Raw genomic sequence first — 19,878 nt, forward strand, 5'->3', positions numbered from 1 at the left:
TGTTGTTCGCCCAGCATGGTTCTATTCTAACAGGTGCAAGTCCTCAACACGCCCTGATAGCGGGAAGTGTCCAGCCAAAGACAAGGGTGTCCATCGTGATGTGGAATCTGAAGGCAGTCGGCGGCAAACATCTGACCTGACGCACAGAAACTTGATATAAGGCTAAAGAACGTGGGTTAGTTTGCAACACAAAACAAAGCCCGATAGCTATTCGGAACGTTCATGGTAAATCAAGCGGGTACGGAGTTGGTATGGACTTGATACGGAGCAGATAGTGTGTGATAGGGTCTGCATGATTCATACGTTAACTCCTGAAGTATGAATAATACAGGTTAAGTAGTTGAGTTACTCTATGGGTAACTGATATAATTTGATTTAATAATGTTAAAATAGTAATGTTTATGCAGTCTTTTCTCTACTTTTACGGCCTCATGTAATAACATCATTGTGATTTCACAGCGGTTTTATTATCGTTATGCTATTACTATTTATATTGCTTTCCGGAATAAGGCTGGGTGTGGAAGGTTGTCATAGTTATATAAAATTTAAAAAGCAGAAAAATGCAAGAACGACATATTGACCGTAAGCGCTATTTTGAAGAACAGGCGCAAACGAGCAGAAACTATTATATTCCGTGGATAAAGAATAGTATAGGACATCTGCCTGCCAAGGTATTAGAAGTAGGGTGTGGTGAAGCCGGCAATCTGCTGCCTTTTGCCGAATCGGGATGTGAAGTTGTGGGAGTAGATATAGCAACTTCACGAATACAACAAGCCCGAACTTTCTTCGCTGATAAAAATCAGAAAGCAGTCTTCATAGCCTCCGATATTTTTCAGCTAAAGGATTTGGAGAAGACTTTCCCTCTCATCCTGATACACGATGTAATAGAACACATCGGACATAAAGTCCGTTTCCTGTCCGGCTTAAAAGAATATTTATCCCCTGGCGGAGCACTGTTTGTAGCTTTCCCTGCTTGGCAAATGCCGTTTGGAGGACATCAACAGATTGCGCGGGGAAGAATCATTTCGCACCTTCCTTTTATACATCTGCTTCCTCGTTTCTTGTATCGGTGGTTACTCAAAGCGTGCGGTGAAAAGGAGGATACGATAAAAGAACTGCTAAGTATTAAGCAGACCGGATGCACCATTGAAATGTTCAGAAACATAGCGCGCCAAGCCGGATATGAAATCATTAACGAACAATTGTATTTTATAAATCCTCATTATGAAGTGAAATTTGGTATCTCTCCACGCAAACTGAACAAAGTTGTTTCTTCAATTCCATATCTGAAGAATTTCTTTAGTACAAGTTGCTTTTATGTTTTGAGAAGAACGGAATAAGGAAATATGGAAAAGGAAAGACGCCAAGTTGCTTTGTTATAGCTACTTAGCGTCTTTGAATGTACCCAGACCCGGGGTCGAACCGGGATGGAAGTGAATCCACTGGTGTTTGAGACCAGCGCGTCTACCGATTCCGCCATCTGGGCATGCAGGTTTTGATTTCTCAAATGCGGTGCAAAGATATGGCTTTTTTCTAAATCTGCAATACCTTTCTTAAAAAAAAGAGAAAAAAGCAATAAAACGTTCTGCGAATGCTCCTTGTTTCCAAAATATAATGTACTTTAGCGGAAACTTTAAAAATAAACAATATGACAACAAATAAGGATAATTTCTGTGTTATCATGGGTGGGGGCATTGGTAGCCGTTTCTGGCCGTTTAGCAGAAAAACACTTCCTAAACAGTTCCTGGATTTCTTTGGTACGGGAAGATCTCTATTACAGCAAACTTTTGACCGTTTCAATAAAGTTATTCCTACTGAGAACATCCTTGTAGTTACAAATGACCTGTATGCAGACCTCGTAAAAGAACAGCTTCCCGAACTGAATCCGGAACAGATTTTATTAGAACCGACACGTAGAAATACCGCACCGTGCATTGCTTGGGCGGCATATCATATTCGTGCATTAAATCCGAATGCAAATATTGTGGTCGCTCCTTCCGATCATCTTATTCTGAAAGAAAATGAGTTTCTTATAGCAATAGAAAAAGGGTTGAATTTTGTGTCTCAATCAGAAAAGCTACTGACACTTGGAATTAAACCTAATCGTCCGGAGACAGGTTACGGCTATATACAAATAGCAGAACAAGCCGGAAATAACTTCTACAAAGTGAAGACTTTTACCGAGAAGCCGGAGTTGGAATTAGCTAAAGTATTTGTGGAGAGCGGAGAGTTTTATTGGAACTCCGGGCTTTTCATGTGGAATGTAAATTCTATTATCAAGGCTGTAGAAACGTTGATTCCCGAACTTGCCATGAAACTGGCTCTGGGCAAGGACGTGTACGGAACCCCTGCAGAGAAAGCATTCATCGATGAGGAATTTCCTACTTGTCCCAATGTTTCCGTTGATTTCGGTATTATGGAAAAGGCGGATAATGTATATGTTTCATTAGGCGATTTCGGCTGGTCGGATTTAGGAACATGGGGGTCTCTATATGACTTGTCGCCTAAAGATAATGAGGGTAATGTGACACTGAAATGCCAATCATTATTATATAATAGCAAAGATAACATTGTGGTGCTTCCAAACAACAAACTTGCCGTTATCGATGGGCTGGAAGGTTACCTTATTGCTGAATCGGAAAACGTACTATTGATATGTAAAAAGGACGAAGAGCATTCCATTCGTAAATATGTAAATGATGCACAGATAAAGTTGGGTGATGACTATATTTAATAAGTTAAGACCATTAGTGACTATAAAGATAGGGGTGGACTTGACTTAAATTCGTTTTTTTATAGGGGAATAAGTATTAATTTATATTGCTGATTATCAGGGAAATAAATAGTTTATAATGACTGATTATTTGCCTTATGTAAAGCATAACAAGATGAATGTGTAAATATAAAGTCTTGTTTATGCCTATACTTTCAAAATATTATTCTATCTTTGAACCCCGATAAATAAACGATTAATTAGTAACAAGAAAAACACCATGATTCAAGAAAACATCAAAAACAAAGGCATAATGTATTTATCATTGTGCACAACTCTACTATTTACAGCTTGCGTCAATGAAATTGAGTCTGAATCAGAACCTTCTGATGGAATACCTATTAATTTTTCCATGAAGATCAGTGATACTCACACCCGCGCTACGGATACCGCATTTGAAAAAGGTGATAAAGTAGGATTATTCGCCACCTTCTCTTCCAAATCCATCAGCGAAGAACGATACATTGATAACCTCAAACTGGAATACGGCAGTAATTCATCCTTTATTCCTGAGAAGATTGTATTCTACCCCGTAGGAGATGCGACTCTCGACTTCACCGGATATTATCCTTATCAAACTACAAAAATACCAGCGAATGTATCTACCGTTCCCATCTCCGTACAAACTGACCAAAGTACTACAGCCAGGCGTTCACAATCGGATTTCCTCGTAGCTAAAGCTTCCAACATTGTAAGCAGCGAAAATCCCGTTGAGCTGGAGTTCCATCATAAGTTGTTCAAAATGCAAATAACACTTACTCCTAAAGAAGGCGAAAATATTAACGACTTATTAAAAGCTAATCCTCATATCATTGCCACAGGCTTCAGAACCAAGGCGAATTATAATTTGGACACAGACAAGATTACGGATACTCACGAAGAAGCGGACATTATTCCTCATGGCGCATGGAGCATAAAAGACGGAAAACTGGTGGGAAAAGAAATCATCATCATTCCGCAAACTGTGAATCCGGAATCGCAATCGCTTGTTATGGATTGGAACGGACAAATATATACTTGCCCGATGCCGGACTTGACAATAGAAGGAGGCACGCAATGTGAATTGGATGTTACTGCCATGCAAACCACCAATCACATACTTACAGGAGTAATCGGTGCTGTGTTTGATTGGAAAACCATAGAGGGTAAGGAAATCGACAACAATGGTAAAACAACATCCGTACATCTGCTTGCCCTGTCTTTTTCCCAATCAGATATATACAGGATATATAGCGGAGGAAGACCGATTGCTGAAATCTGCAAAGAGTACTTGAAATCAGAAAACATCAACTCCCGGGCAATAACTATTTATCCGGTTGATAACGAGCAAAGTGACTTGAGCAAAGGAACTGTCCTCAAATTGCTGGACGATGAAAGGGACATAAACGGAGGAATAATAAGTTGGAATACAACAGATAACACTTTCACTTATACTTCGGGAAGTTCTAAACCTGTTGAGGTATTCTATCTTAATGAAGCCGGAGAAGTGTTAACGGAGAAACCTGAAAGTTCGATTAATATCAGTATCATCGGTCATGTCATCCGGGATATCCGTGATGGAAGCGTTAAGGAATATCCCATCGTAAAGATAGGGACACAATACTGGATGAAAGATAACTTGCAGGCAACAACCTATCGCGACGGTACGGCTCTCGCTAAACAAACAGAACTGGAACAGGGTTCCGGATACTTCCAACCTGCCGGGCAGAATACATACTTCTACAATGGAGATGCCCTGCTTGCCAATGAATTAGCTCCTGAACAATGGAGGATAGCCAACCTGGCGGATTGGAATCTGCTTGTAGAATATATCGCGGATACCGCCCTTCTTCTGAAAGCCGGACAATGGAGAACAGGTGAAACTACTTATACCGGAACCGGAGAAACAGGCTTCAATGCCATTGCTTATGGATTGTACAATAATAAAAACGGTACAGCGCTTGTTAATGTGGACGCATCAGCCAGTTATTGGATAAGCGGTAACTCCGCACTTACTCTGGCAGATAAAGCGGTGCTCCTTATGGGCCATGATACTACTGTTCGCTTTGTTGATATCACCCCGGGAAGTAGCGCTCTTTCCGTACGTTGCATAAAAGAATAGCCCGACAAAAAGCATATCTCATTTCTTTTTCGTATTTTTGTTCCCAATGTACGAAACGATTTGTACATCAGGAATAAAAATACGAAAAAGAAATGAGGATTATCGACCTGATACACAGCAACGAAAAAACAGCCTTTTCTTTTGAAATACTGCCGCCGCTAAAGGGTACGGGTATTGAAAAGCTGTATGAAACCATAGATACTTTACGGGAATTTGATCCCAAATACATCAACATAACTACCCATCGCAGTGAATACGTGTACAGAGACCTGGGCAATGGTTTGTTTCAGCGCAACCGCCTGCGCCGCCGTCCGGGAACAGTTGCCGTTGCCGCCGCTATCCAAAATAAATATAATGTAACCGTAGTTCCCCATATTCTTTGCAGCGGTTTCTCCCGTGAAGAAACGGAATATGTGTTGCTCGACTTACAATTCCTTGGCATAACCGATTTGCTGGTGTTGCGTGGTGACAAAGCCAAACATGAATCACTGTTCACTCCCGAAATTGATGGCTATCACCATGCTATCGAATTGCAGGAACAAATCAACAATTTTAACAAAGGTATATTTGTAGACGGTTCGGAAATGAAAGTATCGAATACGCCGTTCTCTTACGGTGTGGCGTGTTATCCGGAAAAGCATGAAGAAGCGCCTAATATTGATACCGATATCTATTGGTTGAAACGGAAGATGGAGGCGGGTGCGGAATATGCAGTCACGCAGCTCTTCTATGATAACCGGAAATATTTCGATTTTGTGGAGCGCGCCCGGAACTCAGGTGTTACTATTCCCATTATTCCCGGTATCAAACCATTCAAGAAGATATCCCAACTCAGCATGATTCCAAAAACATTCAAGGTAGATCTGCCCGAAGAGTTGGCGCATGAGGTAATGAAGTGTAAGACAGATGAGGAAGCCAGACAAGTAGGTATTGAATGGTGTGTGGAGCAATGCAGGGAATTGGTAAAACATGGTGTGCCCAGTGTGCACTTCTATTCCATAGGCGCTGTGGACAGCATCAAGGAAGTCGCAAAACAGGTATATTGAAGTTAAAAAAGAGTTTAGATACTCCTCGAAAATAATAAGTAACCAAATTGTAATAGCACAGTGTTTTTCAGAGACGTAATAGGACAGGAAGTAGCCAAGCAACGGTTGATACAGGAAGTACACGAAGGGCGTATCCCTCATGCACTACTTTTTTGCGGGCCATCAGGAGTGGGTAAACTTCCGTTGGCATTGGCTTATGCCCGTTACATCTGTTGCACGAACCGTACACAGACAGATGCCTGTGGTACGTGTCCCTCTTGTGTGAAATGGAATAAACTGGTACATCCTGACGTACATTTCGTTTTCCCTATCGTGAAAAAAGGGAAGAAGGATGTGTGTGATGATTATATCACTAACTGGCGGCACCTTGTACTGAACAACCCTTATTTCAGCCTCAACCATTGGCTGAATGAAATAGATGCTGAAAACACACAAGCAATTGTCTACGCCAAAGAAAGTGACGAAATTGTACGAAAGCTAAGTCTGAAGTCAAGTGAAGGAGGATATAAGGTCACAATCGTCTGGTTACCGGAAAAAATGCATGTGGTTTGTGCCAATAAGCTATTGAAGCTCTTGGAAGAACCACCTGAAAAGACCCTGTTTCTGCTAACCTCCGAAGTCCCGGAGATGATACTTCCTACTATTCTGAGCCGTACGCAGCGTTTCAATATCCACAAAATCGAAGAAACTGATATTGCCAATGCCCTGCAACAGAAATATGGTGTACGTCCTGATGACAGCTTCACCCTGGCGCATCTTGCCAATGGTGACTTTATCAAAGCGTTGGAAACCATACATCTGAATGAGGAAAATGAACTGTTCTTCGAACTATTCGTCAACCTCATGCGTCTTTCCTACCAGCGGAAGATACGGGAGATGAAACAATGGAGCGAACAGCTTGCCGGTATAGGACGTGAACGGCAGAAGAACTTCCTTGCCTACGCTCAACGCATGATACGGGAGAATTTCATCTATAACCTGCACCGCAAGGAAATGAATTATATGACTTTAGCCGAACAGAACTTTGCCACTCGTTTTGCTCCGTTTATCAACGAAAGGAATGTGATGGGGTTAATGAATGAATTAAGTGAAGCCCAGGTACATATAGAGCAAAATGTGAATGCCCGGATGGTGTTCTTTGACTTCTCACTGAAAATGATAGTACTGTTAAAGCAGTGACGGCATTCGGGTAAGATGGTAAGTGTAGGGAAAGAGCAATAAGGTAATGCAATAGAGTAAATTAATCAAAAAATAGTAAGTTCTCAAATAGAAATAAGAAGATGGATTTTAAACTACATAATGGAAACGGAAACTTCTGCTGTAAAAGTTGCGGCAGGCAAGATAAACAGCTGAATACCTATGACTGGCTTGCGGATATCCCCGGGAATGCGGAAGAAAGTGATTTGGTAGAGGTGCAGTTCAAAAATACCCGTAAAGGATATTTCCGTAACAGCAATCATATTCCTCTTGAAAAAGGGGATGTTGTAGCCGTAGAGGCGTCGCCGGGTCATGACATCGGTGTGGTGACCCTGACCGGAAGGCTTGTTCCCTTACAAATGCGGAAAGCTAATATTAAGTCGGAAGTTGAAATTAAACGTGTCTACCGTAAAGCCAAACAGATAGACATTGACAAGTATAAAGAGGCGAAGGAGCGGGAGCATAGTACAATGATACGTACACGCCAGATTGCACTCAATTTGAATCTTAACATGAAAATCGGCGATGTGGAATATCAAGGAGATGGCAATAAAGCTATTTTTTACTACATAGCCGATGAACGCGTAGATTTCCGCCAGCTAATCAAAGTACTGGCAGAAGCTTTCCACGTACGAATTGAAATGAAGCAAATCGGTGCGCGGCAGGAAGCCGGACGTATCGGCGGAATCGGTCCTTGCGGGCGCGAACTTTGCTGTGCTACCTGGATGACTTCTTTCATATCCGTGTCTACAGGCGCTGCGCGGTATCAGGATATTTCTCTCAATCCGCAAAAACTGGCAGGGCAATGCGCCAAGTTAAAGTGCTGCCTTAACTACGAAGTAGATTGTTACGTGGAAGCTCAGAAACGTCTTCCTTCTAAAGAAATAGAATTGGAAACCAAAGATGGTACTTTCTATTTCTTCAAAGCAGATATTCTGAATAACCAAATAGCTTACTCTACCGACAAAACCATCCCGGCGAACCTTGTGACCATTAGCGGCAAGCGTGCGTTTGAGATTATCGGACTGAACAAGCGAGGTATTAAACCCGATAATCTTATTGAGGAAACACATCGTGCGGAACCCAAAAAAGCCGTGGATTTGGTGGAACAGGAAAGCTTAACCCGTTTCGACCGTAATCGTAAAGGTAAGAATGGTAACGAAAATGATAACGGGAATGGAAATGGAAACGGTAATAATAACCGTAAGAAGAAGAAGAAAGGACAATCTCCCAAACAGCATCCTCATCCTCAAGGTGACCAGCCCAAGCAACAGGACAACCAGCCCAAACAGCAAGGGGAGCAACCGAAGCGGAACAAATTTAAGAATCACGGACGAGGAGACGGACAGCGAAACGATAAGGATTCGAGAACGGGAAACCGCCCCAAACCACAAGGAGAAAAAACGAGCAGAAATGAAAAGCCGTCCCAGACATAATCATTTCCTGTTGAAAAGTTTGATATTGCTATTTGTCGCAAGCTTTTTTATTGCTTGCGACAAACAGGTAGTATATCATGTGTATCAATCTCTTCCGGCCGATGGTTGGCGGAAGCAAGATACCCTTTTTTTCAAAATAATGGCTTCGGACTCCGTTGCACTTTACAGTATATCTGTAGAAGTAAGAAATAGAAATATTTATCCTTATCAAAATTTGCCTCTTCTTATTTCCTGTGACAGTCCGGAGGCGCAAAATGCTAAAAAAGACACATTGCAACTGACACTTGCCGACAGCGGAGGCGTTTGGTTGGGTGACGGATGGGGCGATTTATACCAGTCTTCATTTTCCACAGGGTACATCCGTATCGGTAAAGCAGGAGAATACCGTTTCAAAATAACACATCTCTTACCTGATGATAAGCTTCCAGGTATCAATGATATAGGGATTAAGCTAAGGACATTGGAAGCCTCACACTATTAATCCTGCTGTAATTAAAGTATTGGTTAAAATATATTACACTGTTGGCGCAGGTATATACTCTACTAAAAGCTAATAAAAGATTTGATAGGGAGCAAAATAACCTCTAAAGGGTTTCTCCGAGATTTAGGGTCAAGTAGAAAGTGCCGTTGTAGGTATCTCTCGGGGCGGTTCAGATACTCTCTAAAACTACCTACTAGTAGTTGGGCAACTACTAGTAAGTAGTTTTGCAGCCACTACCGGACAAAGTTGAGACAACTTGTTTTTTTAAATAAAAATACACACGGAAGGTTTCGGGCGAACTTCTAAATTCTCCGTTTACGTCCTGCATCAATTCTCAGGAATATAAAAAGTAAGATAGTAAAGCCCCAAAGCGATGACCCGCCATAACTAAAGAAAGGTAATGGAATTCCAATAACAGGTGTCAATCCCAACACCATACCTATATTAATAAATAAATGAAATAAAAATATGCTAAGCACGCAATAGCCATATACCCGTCCGAAAGTAGAAGGTTGTCTCTCCGCTATAGCTACCATACGGAGTATCAATATAAGGAATAGGAGCAATACGGCGGTTGAACCTACAAAACCTTCTTCTTCGCCTACTGTGCAGAAAATAAAATCCGTATCTTGTTCAGGCACATATTTCAGTTTCGTTTGAGTACCATTTAAGAACCCTTTCCCGGTAATCCCTCCCGAACCGATGGCAATCTTGGATTGATTGACATTGTATCCGGCGCCGGTTAAGTCTTCTTCCATACCCAATACCACTTTGATACGTACCTGCTGATGTGGCTCTAAAACTTTATTAAAGAAGTAATCACTGGAATACAAAAAGCCGATGGAGCCGATAGCGAACAAACCGATTAAAAGGTAACTTAAATGCCGTTCACTTAGCGAAAGGAAGACAAGATACCCCACTACCAGTACACACAGGCCCCACTGCACCCAAACCAGGTTGAATGGAGTTACATGTTCTGAAATAGAATAAGCTATCAGCAAGGTTCCGACTATTACTAACAATATATTACGCGTTGGTTCCCATTTCCTTTTATACACCCATACCATAGCGGCGGCTGCCAACAGCACCATTGACAATACCGCAAATTCTCCTACCGGAGTAGGTGTGTCGGCAATGAATACCTGATCAAAACGGATACCTACCACAAAATAAACCACAGCGCACAAACCGGAGAATAGAACTACTCCCGGCATGCCTTCGCGATACAATACCAAAAAGAATGCTGCATATACTAATGCGGAACCTGTTTCGCGTTGCAGAATAATCAATCCCATCGGAAACAGAATAAGAAAAAATATCATCAGTACATTTCTCCAGTTCTTCATGGCGAACGAATAGGAACTCATATATTTGGCAAGTACCAATGCCGTGGCAAATTTGGCAAACTCAGCCGGTTGCAAACTCACCGGTCCCATTACCAGCCAGGAACGCGAGCCTTTAGTATCGGGAGCAATAAATATGGTAACTACAAGTAATACGATAAGCGCTATATATATAAGGTATGAGAGCATATCATAAATACTGTCTTCCAGCATCAACAACACAAAACCTAACCCGAAAGAACATATTATCCAAACCAATTGCTTGCCCGCACGGGTAGAGAAGTCCCAAAACTCACGGTCGCCATAATCGTAGCTTGCCCCGCAAATACTGAACCATCCGAATATGATAAGAATCAGATAAACGCAAATCGTTACCCAATCCAACGATTTCCATATACTATCTCTCCTCGTTACCATACATTATTACACGGTTACTGAATTCTTCCGCCATCGCTTCACTGGCAGGTGAAAGTTTTCCATTCAAATACTGTTCCATCATCAAAGTACCGTAAGGCACACCGTAGGTTGCGCCCCAACCACCGTTCTCTACATAAACAGCGATGGCTATTTTAGGTTTATTCATCGGAGCAAAACCGATAAACGCAGAATGGTCATGTCCACGGTTCTGCGCCGTACCTGTTTTTCCACAAATCTCTACGCCCGGCAATATACTACCTGCAATGCGGCAAGTAGCGCTTCCGGTGACTCCTGTTACGGCAGCTCTCATACCCTCTACTATATCTTCATAGTACTGGCGTTCGATGGAAGTGTACCGGCGTTCCCGGTAAACGCTATCCAACTCTGCTTCCTGGATATTCTTCACAATATGGGGAGTCACGAAATAACCACGGTTGGCAATAGTAGCTGCCAGATTTGCCATTTGCAAAGGAGTACTCAATACTTCTCCCTGTCCGATAGAGATACTGATAACCGTCAGTCCATTCCATGAGTTACGGTAGGCTTTATCATAGAAACCGGCATTCGGAATGAGGCCGGGCTTTTCTCCGGGAAGGTCTGCACCCAGTTTATAGCCAAACCCCTGGGCAACCATGTGGTCTTTCCATACTGTAATTGCATTCTGTGGTGATCCATATTTCCGGTCACCGAACATACGATAAAGTCCCCAACAGAAATAAGCGTTACAGGAAGTGGCAATAGCCGGTATCAGTGACAATGGCGAAGCATGTCCGTGGCATCCCACACGCAGACCGCCATAAATAAATCCATGCGAACAAGGGAAGGAGGTAGATGACTGGATAGTGCCTTCCTGCAAGAAGGTCAGCGCCTGCGCCGTTTTGAAAGTAGACCCCGGAGGATAAACACCCATGATAGCGCGGTTCAGCAGGGGTTTCTGCTTATCCGCTTGCAACAATTGGTTATTCTTTCCGCGCTGGCGTCCAATCATCAGATGAGGGTCGAAGGTAGGCGCCGATACCAGACAGAGGATTTCTCCCGTTTCCGGTTCAATAGCCACAATCGCTCCGATTTTGTTTTTCATCAAGCGCTCGCCCAACATCTGCAAATTGATATCCATCCCTAATGTCAGATTCTTACCGGGTACGGACGGACGGTCTAATTTTCCATCCATATAATGTCCCTGAATACGCCCGTGTGCATCGCGTAGCAGAACTTCAACTCCTTTTTCACCGCGCAGATGCTTTTCGTAGGATCTTTCAATGCCTTGTTTACCGATATAGTCCCCACGGATATAGTAATCATCTGCTTCAATATCCTTCATGGAGACTTCGCCAATATCACCTAAGGCATGACCGGCGGCGTCGTAAGTATATTGACGGATGGTACGCCTCTGAATATAAAAGCCGGGGAATTTGAAGAGTTTTTCCTGAAATACCCCACATTCTTCCGCTGAGAGTTGTGTCATAAACACCTGATGCGTATATGTGGAATAACCTGGATTCATCCAACGGTTCTTCACATCTTTCATTCGTTGAAAGAATTGCTCCTCGGTAATATTCAACGTGCGGCAGAAGTCCAGAGTATCAAGTTGCGTCACCTCCCGCGGTATAAACGTAACGTCATACGACGGCTGGTTGAATACCAGCAAATTACCGTTACGGTCATAAATGGCGCCACGCGAAGGGTATTGAATTTTATTAAGAAAAGCATTGCTGTCTGCATTCTTTTTGTAGGTATCGGTCATTATCTGCAACACAAAAAGACGCATGATATAGATGATGACAATCACTATCGCCACCCCGCCTATCACAAATTTCCTTTTTTCAAAAGTATAATCTTTTGCCACTTTATCTAATGGTTAATTATCTCATTTCTTCCTTATCCCCTCCATAGCCATAATGCAGATTATAGTCAGCGATGCACTTGCTATGGTTCCAAACAATAATGTTCTGATATGGGCAAATGAGAAGAATTCAATAGAAAGCAGCATTGCATGATGAACAAAAACACTGACGACCAGATATTTCAGGAAAGAAGTTGCTCCCAGTGTTTTCACTCCGGGAACTATATTCTCCAACGTATCGCGTGGTACGAACAGTCGTAGGAAAGTAGGTCGCAAGAAAGCCAATAGTACGGTAGCTGCAGCATTCATACCCAGTGTGTCCGAGAAAATATCTACCGCCATTCCTAAAAAGAATGCCCACAACATCAGGGTATTCCGTGGAGTGTCCGATTCGAATTTCAATATTAGATAGATATATAGAAAAGGTGTGGCATATTCGGCAATATGCACATTATTCAGTATCAGCACCTGCAACAGTACTAATCCGATGAACCAACCTATTTTATGCAGATAATTAATTACCAATTCTATATACGACTTTATAATTTGCTATTAAAATAATTCCTGTCATCACTCTATATTCACCACCCCGCTCTGTCTTCATCACTTCTTTTCTTCCTTCTCCAGCATTTTCTGTTCTTCCTGTCCGGTGCGGGCTATCACACGCACATTGTTCAACTTCCCGAAATCCGTAGCCAGTTTTATCTTCAATAGATAAGAAAGACCATCATGTGAGTCGGACATATCATCCACAGTTCCTACCATAATTCCCGCAGGGAATACGGCTGAATAACCGCTTGTCACTACCGTATCGCCCAGGTTGAACTCCGCATGACGGGGTAAGTCTCTCAAATAAGCAAAACGGGAATCTCCATATTCCCACTTCAGGTAACCGAAATAATCACTGCCTGCAATCTTGCAACTAATGCTCGATTTACTATTCAACAATGGAATGACAATTGAGTAGTTCGCTGAAGTTTTGTAGACAATACCTACTACTCCATTGGCATCTATCACGCCCATTTCCGAACGGATACCTTCTGATGAACCTTCATCAAGAGTGATGTAGTTATCTACTCTGTTGAGACTGTTTTTAATTACATTCGCTTTATAAATCCGGTATTCTTCCGGTTGCAGGCGTTCCAGGCTATGTAACTTTACAGAGTCCAGTCCTTGCATCTGAAGCGTTTTCTCCAAAAAAGCGACCCGCTGCTCCAACCACATATTGCGGTCGAGCAAATCCTCATTCGTAGATTTCAGATGAAAGTAAGAAGTGAAAGTTCCCGAAACATCATAAACTTTCCCCGTAACACTATTGGCAGAAGTAAAAAACACACTTTGCTGATAATAATTGAAACGGAATAATAAAACAAAACTGGCTGCCTCTAACAAAAGAAAGAGAAACCAGTAATTGTATTTAATAAGAAAGCTCAGTAAATTTCGCATATTCCTTTATTACCGCATCAGGAATGAGAAACGATCCACATTCTTCAGCGCAATACCCGTACCTTTTGCTACAGCGTGCAAAGGGTCTTCGGCAATGTGGAACGGTATGTTAATCTTATCTGTTAATCGCTTGTCAAGCCCTCGGAGCAACGCACCGCCTCCGGCTAAATAAATACCGTTGTGAACGATATCGGCGTAAAGTTCGGGAGGTGTATTCTCCAGCGCGCTTAGAATGGCTGTCTCAATCTTGGAGATGGATTTCTCCAGACAGTGCGCCACTTCCTGATAGCAAACCGGTACTTCCATGGGCAACGCGGTGATACGGTTCGGGCCATAAACAATATAATCATCAGGAGCATCCTCACCTAATTCGGTCAAGGCAGCGCCTACATTAATCTTGATGCGTTCTGCCATACGCTCGCTGACCTTCACATTGTGCTGGCGGCTCATGTATTCCTGGATATCGGCAGTAAGGTCGTCACCGGCAATGCGGATGGAGTTGTTGGATACGATACCGCCCAGAGAAATTACAGCGATTTCAGTAGAGCCACCACCTATATCCACAATCATGTTTCCTTCCGGTACTTCTACATCAATACCGATACCAATAGCGGCAGCCATAGGCTCGAAAATCAGGTAGACGTCACGTCCGCCGGCATGTTCGGCAGAGTCGCGCACAGCACGTAGCTCTACTTCAGTACTACCCGAAGGAACACCGATTACCATGCGAAGAGAAGGGGAGAACAAACGGCTACGATTATTCACCATCTTTATCAAACCGCGTATCATCTGCTCACAGGCATAGAAGTCGGCTATCACACCATCACGCAACGGACGGATAGTACGTATGTTTTCGTGGGTCTTTTCGTGCATCATCTTTGCCTTTTCACCCACAGCAATCATCTTATCGGTACGACGGTCAAGGGCCACTACCGAAGGCTCATCCACCACAATCTTACCATTGGTTGTAATAATGGTATTGGCGGTGCCAAGGTCCATTGCAATTTCTTGTGTAAAAGAGAATAATCCCATCTTTATGAATTTTGAATTTTGAATTATGGATTTTGAATTAGCGGCACTACTTATACTGCAGGTAATTCATTATTCATAATTCAAAATTTATAATTGAATATTAGTGTTTAAAGTGACGGATACCTGTTGTGACCATCGCAATGCCATGCTCGTTACAATAATCGAACGATAGCTGATCTTTAACCGAACCACCCGGTTGGATAACTGCTGTCACACCTTCATGACCGGCAATCTCTACGCAGTCCGGGAAAGGGAAGAAAGCATCAGATGCCATCACAGAACCGTTAAGCTCAAAGCCGAAGTTCTTGGCTTTCTCAATGGCTTGCTTCAGTGCATCTACACGCGAAGTCTGACCTACACCGCTTGCTAACAATTGCTTGCCTTTTGCTAAAACAATAGCGTTGGACTTACTGTTCTTCACAATTTTATTTGCAAAGAGCATGTCTTCTATTTCTTGTGCAGTAGGCGCTTTAGTTGTTACGGTTTTCAAATCTCCGGGTTTCTCTATATTCAGGTCACGATCTTGTACCAACACACCGTTCAGCAAAGAGCGGAACTGTTTTTTAGGAAGTATAGCCGGCTTACGAACTAAAATAATACGATTCTTCTTTTGTCCCAGGATTTCCAGAGCGTCCACATCATAATCAGGAGCGATAATCACTTCAAAGAAAATCTTGTTGATTTCTTCGGCAGCTTCTTTATCAATCACTCCGTTTGTAATAAGCACACCACCAAAAGCGGATACCGGGTCACCTGCCAGTGCATCGTTCCATGCTTCGAGTACGGTAGGACGAGAAGCCAAACCACAAGCATTGTTGTGTTTCAATACGGCAAACGTAGTTTCCTCAAATTCGTCAATCAGATCAATAGCGGCATTGATATCAAGCAGGTTGTTATATGAAACTTCTTTTCCATGAATCTGGTCGAACATAGCTTCCGGATTTCCGTAAAAGTATCCTTTCTGATGCGGGTTCTCACCGTAACGCAAAGTCTTCTGGTTGTTAGCAGAGCAACGGAAAGCCGACCCTTCTTCACCATCAAAGTAATTGAAGATTGCCGAGTCATAATAGGAAGAAACGGCAAACGCCTCTTTGGCAAACCAGCGGCGTTCTTCGACGGAAGTTACCGCTCCATGTTCCACCAGCATGTCGCGGAAAGGTTGGTATTGCGCCTGAGAGGCGATAATCACTACATCGTTGAAGTTTTTGGCTGCGGCACGAATCAGAGAGATTCCGCCTATATCTATTTTTTCAATAATGGCAGCTTCGTCAGCGCCGGAAGCTACAGTAGCTTCAAACGGATACAGGTCTACAATAACAACGTCTATTTCGGGAATTTCATATTTTTCAATCTGTTGCATATCCTGCTCCAAGTCACGGCGGCAAAGGATACCACCGAATACTTTCGGATGCAAGGTTTTCACACGTCCGCCTAAAATAGAAGGATACGTGGTCAGATCTTCTACCGCCTTGCAAGGATAACCTAAGGATTCTATAAACTGACGAGTTCCACCTGTTGAAAGAAACTCGACGCCTTCTTCATGCAGTTTGGTAATGATTTCATCCAAACCCTCTTTATGGTAAACCGACACCAAGGCGGTTTTAATTCTTTTTGTTTCAGACATGATTTGCGTATTAATATCTATATAATGCGCAAAGGTACTAAAAATGTTTGTTCGTACATATACTCAAATACAATAAATTAGGTATAATTAAAGGAGGCGGCAATCGTGTCAATGAACCGGTGTAATTGTTTTATTCCACTCCTTTTAATTCTTCCAGTTCAGTAGAAGCGGCGTCCCACTCTTCCATCACAACACCAAGTTGTTGCTTCAACTTCTGATGTTGTTCGTAGAGTGCCATGTCCGAGGCGCCTTCAGGGGTTGTCATTCTTGCTTCAAGAATAGCGATAGCAGACTCGGTTTGTTCTATCTCCGTTTCGCAATCGGTAATGCGACGTTCCAGTTTTTTGAGCTTTTTATTCAATTCCTTCTGAGCTTCGTAACTCAGCCTGTTACTCGAAGGCTGTGAGATAGCAGAAGGCTTTGTACCGGCAGAGAACTTTGCACCGGTAGGTGAAGTGGAAAGCGCCGGCGCTTTCTGCAATTCGTTCAGGCTTTCTATCTGCCTTTTTTGAAGGAAATCGTAGATACCTCCAAGGTGCTCTTTCACTAACCCACCACCAAATTCATATACTTTGGTAGCAAGTCCGTCCAGAAAATCACGATCGTGGCTAACTAAGATAACCGTACCGTCAAAGTCGCGGATAGCTTCTTTCAATACATCCTTGGAACGCATATCCAAGTGGTTTGTTGGTTCGTCCAGTATCAGAAAGTTTACAGGTTCCAGCAGAAGTTTAATCATTGCCAATCGGGTGCGTTCCCCCCCACTAAGCACCTTCACCTTCTTATCGGAAGCCTCTCCGCCAAACATGAAAGCGCCAAGTATATCACGCACCTTCGTACGGATATCGCCTACCGCCACACGGTCAATGGTGTCGAATACCGTAAGATTCTCTTCAAGCAGTTGAGCCTGATTCTGGGCGAAGTAACCTATCTGGACGTTATGTCCAAGGGTTAGCTTACCTGTATAGTCGGTAACTTCACTCATGATACACTTCACCAGCGTGGATTTTCCTTCACCGTTCTTACCTACAAAAGCGATTTTTTCGCCCCGGTTGATGGTGAGATTTACATCATGGAATACGACATGGTCGCCATAAGCCTTCTTTACGTTCTCGCAAATCACCGGATAGCTGCCGCTGCGGCTACTACAAACAAACTTCAGGCGCAATGTCGAATTATCTTCTTCATCTACTTCGATACGCTCAATCTTCTCTAATTGCTTGATACGGCTTTGTACCTGCACAGCTTTCGTTGCTTTATACCGGAAACGTTCGATGAATGCTTCCGTATCTTCTATCTGTTTCTGTTGGTTTTCGTAAGCGCGTAACTGCTGTTCGCGACGTTCTTTACGCAGCACCACAAACTCATCGTACTTCATCTTGTAGTCGTAAATCTGTCCGCAGGAGATTTCAATAGTACGTGTAGTGACATTATTAAGGAATGCCCGATCGTGGCTTACCAGCACTACGACATTGACGCGGGTGGAAAGGAAATTTTCCAGCCATTGGATGCTTTCGATATCGAGGTGATTCGTCGGTTCGTCCAGCAGCAACACATCGGGACGGCGGAGCAAGAGTTTTGCTAACTCAATGCGCATACGCCATCCACCGGAAAACTCGCGGGTGGGGCGATCAAAGTCTTCACGGGCAAAACCGAGACCTTGCAGGGTACGTTCCGTTTCGGCATGGAAATTTGTACCGCCCATTATCAGAAAGCGTTCATTCTCGCGGGTAAAGCAGTCGATAAGTTTATGGTAATCTTCGCTGTCGTAATCAGTGCGTTCGGCAAGCTCCTGATTCATGCGCTCAATATCGGCTTGCAGGCGGAAGATATCTTCAAATGCCAATTCGGCTTCTTCCATTACGGTGCGTTCATCACTGAGTACCATGATTTGGGGCAGATAGCCGATGGTACATTCACGGGGAATGGCAACTACGCCGGAAGTAGGCTGCTGCAATCCGGCCAATATCTTGAGCATGGTAGATTTACCCGCACCATTCTTACCTACTAAGGCAATGCGGTCTTTTTTGTTGATAACATAAGAGACGTCTTCAAACAGGGGTGTAGCATTAAATTCTACCTTCAGCCTTTCTACGGATATCATAATGTCAATGAAGTTTAGCGTGAGAAAGAACAACCCAATCCGCAAGCGAAGCGGAAAGGTGTTCTTCCTCTTTCTTTTTCTTTGTTATAATGTGCTTTTAGAATAGCTTATCCGGATATTCGCCGGCGTCGACTAAGGCACGGATTTTATCTACTACACTTTGACGGTCTTCAGGATAAGTCACACCAAACCATTTGCTTGTAGTATCGAGAACTTCACACGTTGCAGTACCGTCCTGAATCAGTTTATCCACCATCAACGGGATGAAGAATTCACTTTTCAGGTTCTCCTGATTTTTCGGGTCGCTAAGGAAAGACTTGAAGAACTCCTTGCTATATCCGAAATAATCGGGAGTAAAGCCCCAGAAGTTCATACTGACAGGAGTTGTTTCGGGAGTGGCAACCCATTCTCCGTTATCATCTACATACTTCACTTCACCGTCCAGACGCTCAATCTTGGTACGTTCAACTACAGAAGTAAGCAGATGGTTGGCATCCGTACTGCATAACCCCCGGGATACCGTACCGCTTTCACTCAGTGTATTGCCGATACGAAAGCCGATCATAGAATACACATTCTTTGAACCTTCCGGCAAAGCGGTGAGAAATTTACCCATTGCCTGAAAAGAATCGCGACCATAGAAATCATCGCAATTGATAGCGGCAAATGGTTCCTTGATTACATCAGCACCCATCATCACGGCGTGGTTGGTTCCCCAGGGCTTTGTACGACCTTCGGGACAAGTAAATCCTTCGGGCAGGGCATCAATGGACTGGAATACCAGTTCGCACGGGATATGACCTTCGTATTTGGAAATAATCTTATCACGGAAATCTTGTTCAAAATCCTTGCGGATAACAAAGACCAGTTTACCGAATCCTGCGTGAATAGCATCGTAGATAGAGTAATCCATAATAGTTTCGCCATTCGGCCCCAGACCGTCCAATTGCTTTAAGCCACCATAACGACTACCCATACCGGCTGCTAATAAAAATAAAGTTGGTTTCATATTTTAATCATTTTAAAAGGTTAGTG

Annotated in this window: 15 protein-coding genes and 1 tRNA gene; 7 read left to right on the forward strand and 9 right to left on the reverse strand. The window is 43.1% G+C overall.

The annotated features are described in order from the left end of the window. Positions 1–560 precede the first annotated feature (560 nt). A complete protein-coding gene (locus B2Z67_RS06830; RefSeq protein WP_291529072.1) occupies positions 561–1,340 on the forward strand; it encodes a class I SAM-dependent methyltransferase in 780 nt (259 codons plus the stop codon). A 62-nt stretch (positions 1,341–1,402) separates the two neighbouring features. Here B2Z67_RS06830 and B2Z67_RS06835 read toward each other — a convergent pair. Beyond that, positions 1,403–1,486, reverse strand: a tRNA-Leu gene (locus B2Z67_RS06835). Between the two features lie 162 nt (positions 1,487–1,648). On the opposite strand from B2Z67_RS06835, the gene B2Z67_RS06840 reads away from it, so the two are divergent. From B2Z67_RS06840 to B2Z67_RS06865, 6 genes are all read left to right on the forward strand, one after another. Next, on the forward strand, positions 1,649–2,734 hold the full coding sequence (locus B2Z67_RS06840; protein ID WP_291529073.1) for a mannose-1-phosphate guanylyltransferase: 1,086 nt from the start codon (positions 1,649–1,651) through the stop codon (positions 2,732–2,734). 391 nt (positions 2,735–3,125) lie between these two features. Then, entirely contained in the window at positions 3,126–4,874 is a 1,749-nt protein-coding gene (locus tag B2Z67_RS06845) for a fimbrillin family protein (protein ID WP_291529074.1), read from the forward strand. Positions 4,875–4,966: 92 nt separating this feature from the next. After that, positions 4,967–5,920 carry a methylenetetrahydrofolate reductase [NAD(P)H] gene (gene metF, locus B2Z67_RS06850; protein ID WP_291529075.1) on the forward strand — a complete coding sequence of 318 codons (954 nt, stop codon included), beginning with the start codon at positions 4,967–4,969 and terminating at the stop codon, positions 5,918–5,920. A 60-nt stretch (positions 5,921–5,980) separates the two neighbouring features. Further along, entirely contained in the window at positions 5,981–7,099 is a 1,119-nt protein-coding gene (locus B2Z67_RS06855; RefSeq protein WP_291529076.1) for an ATP-binding protein, read from the forward strand. Positions 7,100–7,200: 101 nt separating this feature from the next. Further along, positions 7,201–8,553, forward strand: a complete 1,353-nt coding sequence (locus B2Z67_RS06860) for a PSP1 domain-containing protein (RefSeq protein ID WP_291529077.1) — start codon at positions 7,201–7,203, stop codon at positions 8,551–8,553. Next, complete coding sequence (locus tag B2Z67_RS06865; RefSeq protein ID WP_291529078.1) at positions 8,531–9,034, forward strand: gliding motility lipoprotein GldH; 504 nt, start codon at positions 8,531–8,533, stop codon at positions 9,032–9,034. The genes B2Z67_RS06860 and B2Z67_RS06865 overlap by 23 nt, the downstream gene beginning before the upstream one ends. Positions 9,035–9,336: 302 nt before the next feature. Here the strand turns inward: B2Z67_RS06865 and rodA are convergent, their stop codons facing one another. From rodA to B2Z67_RS06905, 8 genes are all read right to left on the reverse strand, one after another. Next, positions 9,337–10,794 (reverse strand): rod shape-determining protein RodA, encoded by a 1,458-nt coding sequence (rodA, locus tag B2Z67_RS06870; protein ID WP_291529079.1) that lies wholly within the window; start codon positions 10,792–10,794, stop codon positions 9,337–9,339. Further along, positions 10,775–12,640, reverse strand: a complete 1,866-nt coding sequence (gene mrdA / locus B2Z67_RS06875) for a penicillin-binding protein 2 (protein ID WP_291529080.1) — start codon at positions 12,638–12,640, stop codon at positions 10,775–10,777. The genes rodA and mrdA overlap by 20 nt, the downstream gene beginning before the upstream one ends. Before the next feature lie 21 nt (positions 12,641–12,661). Continuing rightward, positions 12,662–13,162, reverse strand: a complete 501-nt coding sequence (mreD, locus tag B2Z67_RS06880) for a rod shape-determining protein MreD (RefSeq protein ID WP_291529081.1) — start codon at positions 13,160–13,162, stop codon at positions 12,662–12,664. 78 nt (positions 13,163–13,240) lie between these two features. Further along, entirely contained in the window at positions 13,241–14,083 is an 843-nt protein-coding gene (mreC, locus tag B2Z67_RS06885) for a rod shape-determining protein MreC (protein WP_291529082.1), read from the reverse strand. 9 nt (positions 14,084–14,092) lie between these two features. Next, positions 14,093–15,115, reverse strand: a complete 1,023-nt coding sequence (locus B2Z67_RS06890; protein ID WP_291529083.1) for a rod shape-determining protein — start codon at positions 15,113–15,115, stop codon at positions 14,093–14,095. A gap of 100 nt (positions 15,116–15,215) precedes the next feature. Beyond that, a complete protein-coding gene (purH, locus tag B2Z67_RS06895) occupies positions 15,216–16,739 on the reverse strand; it encodes a bifunctional phosphoribosylaminoimidazolecarboxamide formyltransferase/IMP cyclohydrolase (RefSeq protein WP_291529084.1) in 1,524 nt (507 codons plus the stop codon). 130 nt (positions 16,740–16,869) lie between these two features. After that, complete coding sequence (abc-f, locus tag B2Z67_RS06900) at positions 16,870–18,843, reverse strand: ribosomal protection-like ABC-F family protein (protein WP_291529085.1); 1,974 nt, start codon at positions 18,841–18,843, stop codon at positions 16,870–16,872. 97 nt (positions 18,844–18,940) lie between these two features. Next, positions 18,941–19,852, reverse strand: a complete 912-nt coding sequence (locus B2Z67_RS06905; protein WP_291529086.1) for a nucleotidyltransferase — start codon at positions 19,850–19,852, stop codon at positions 18,941–18,943. Between the last annotated feature and the right edge of the window lie 26 nt (positions 19,853–19,878).

It is taken from the genome of Bacteroides sp. UBA939, assembly GCF_002293435.1.
In the GTDB taxonomy this organism is placed as follows: domain Bacteria; phylum Bacteroidota; class Bacteroidia; order Bacteroidales; family Bacteroidaceae; genus Bacteroides.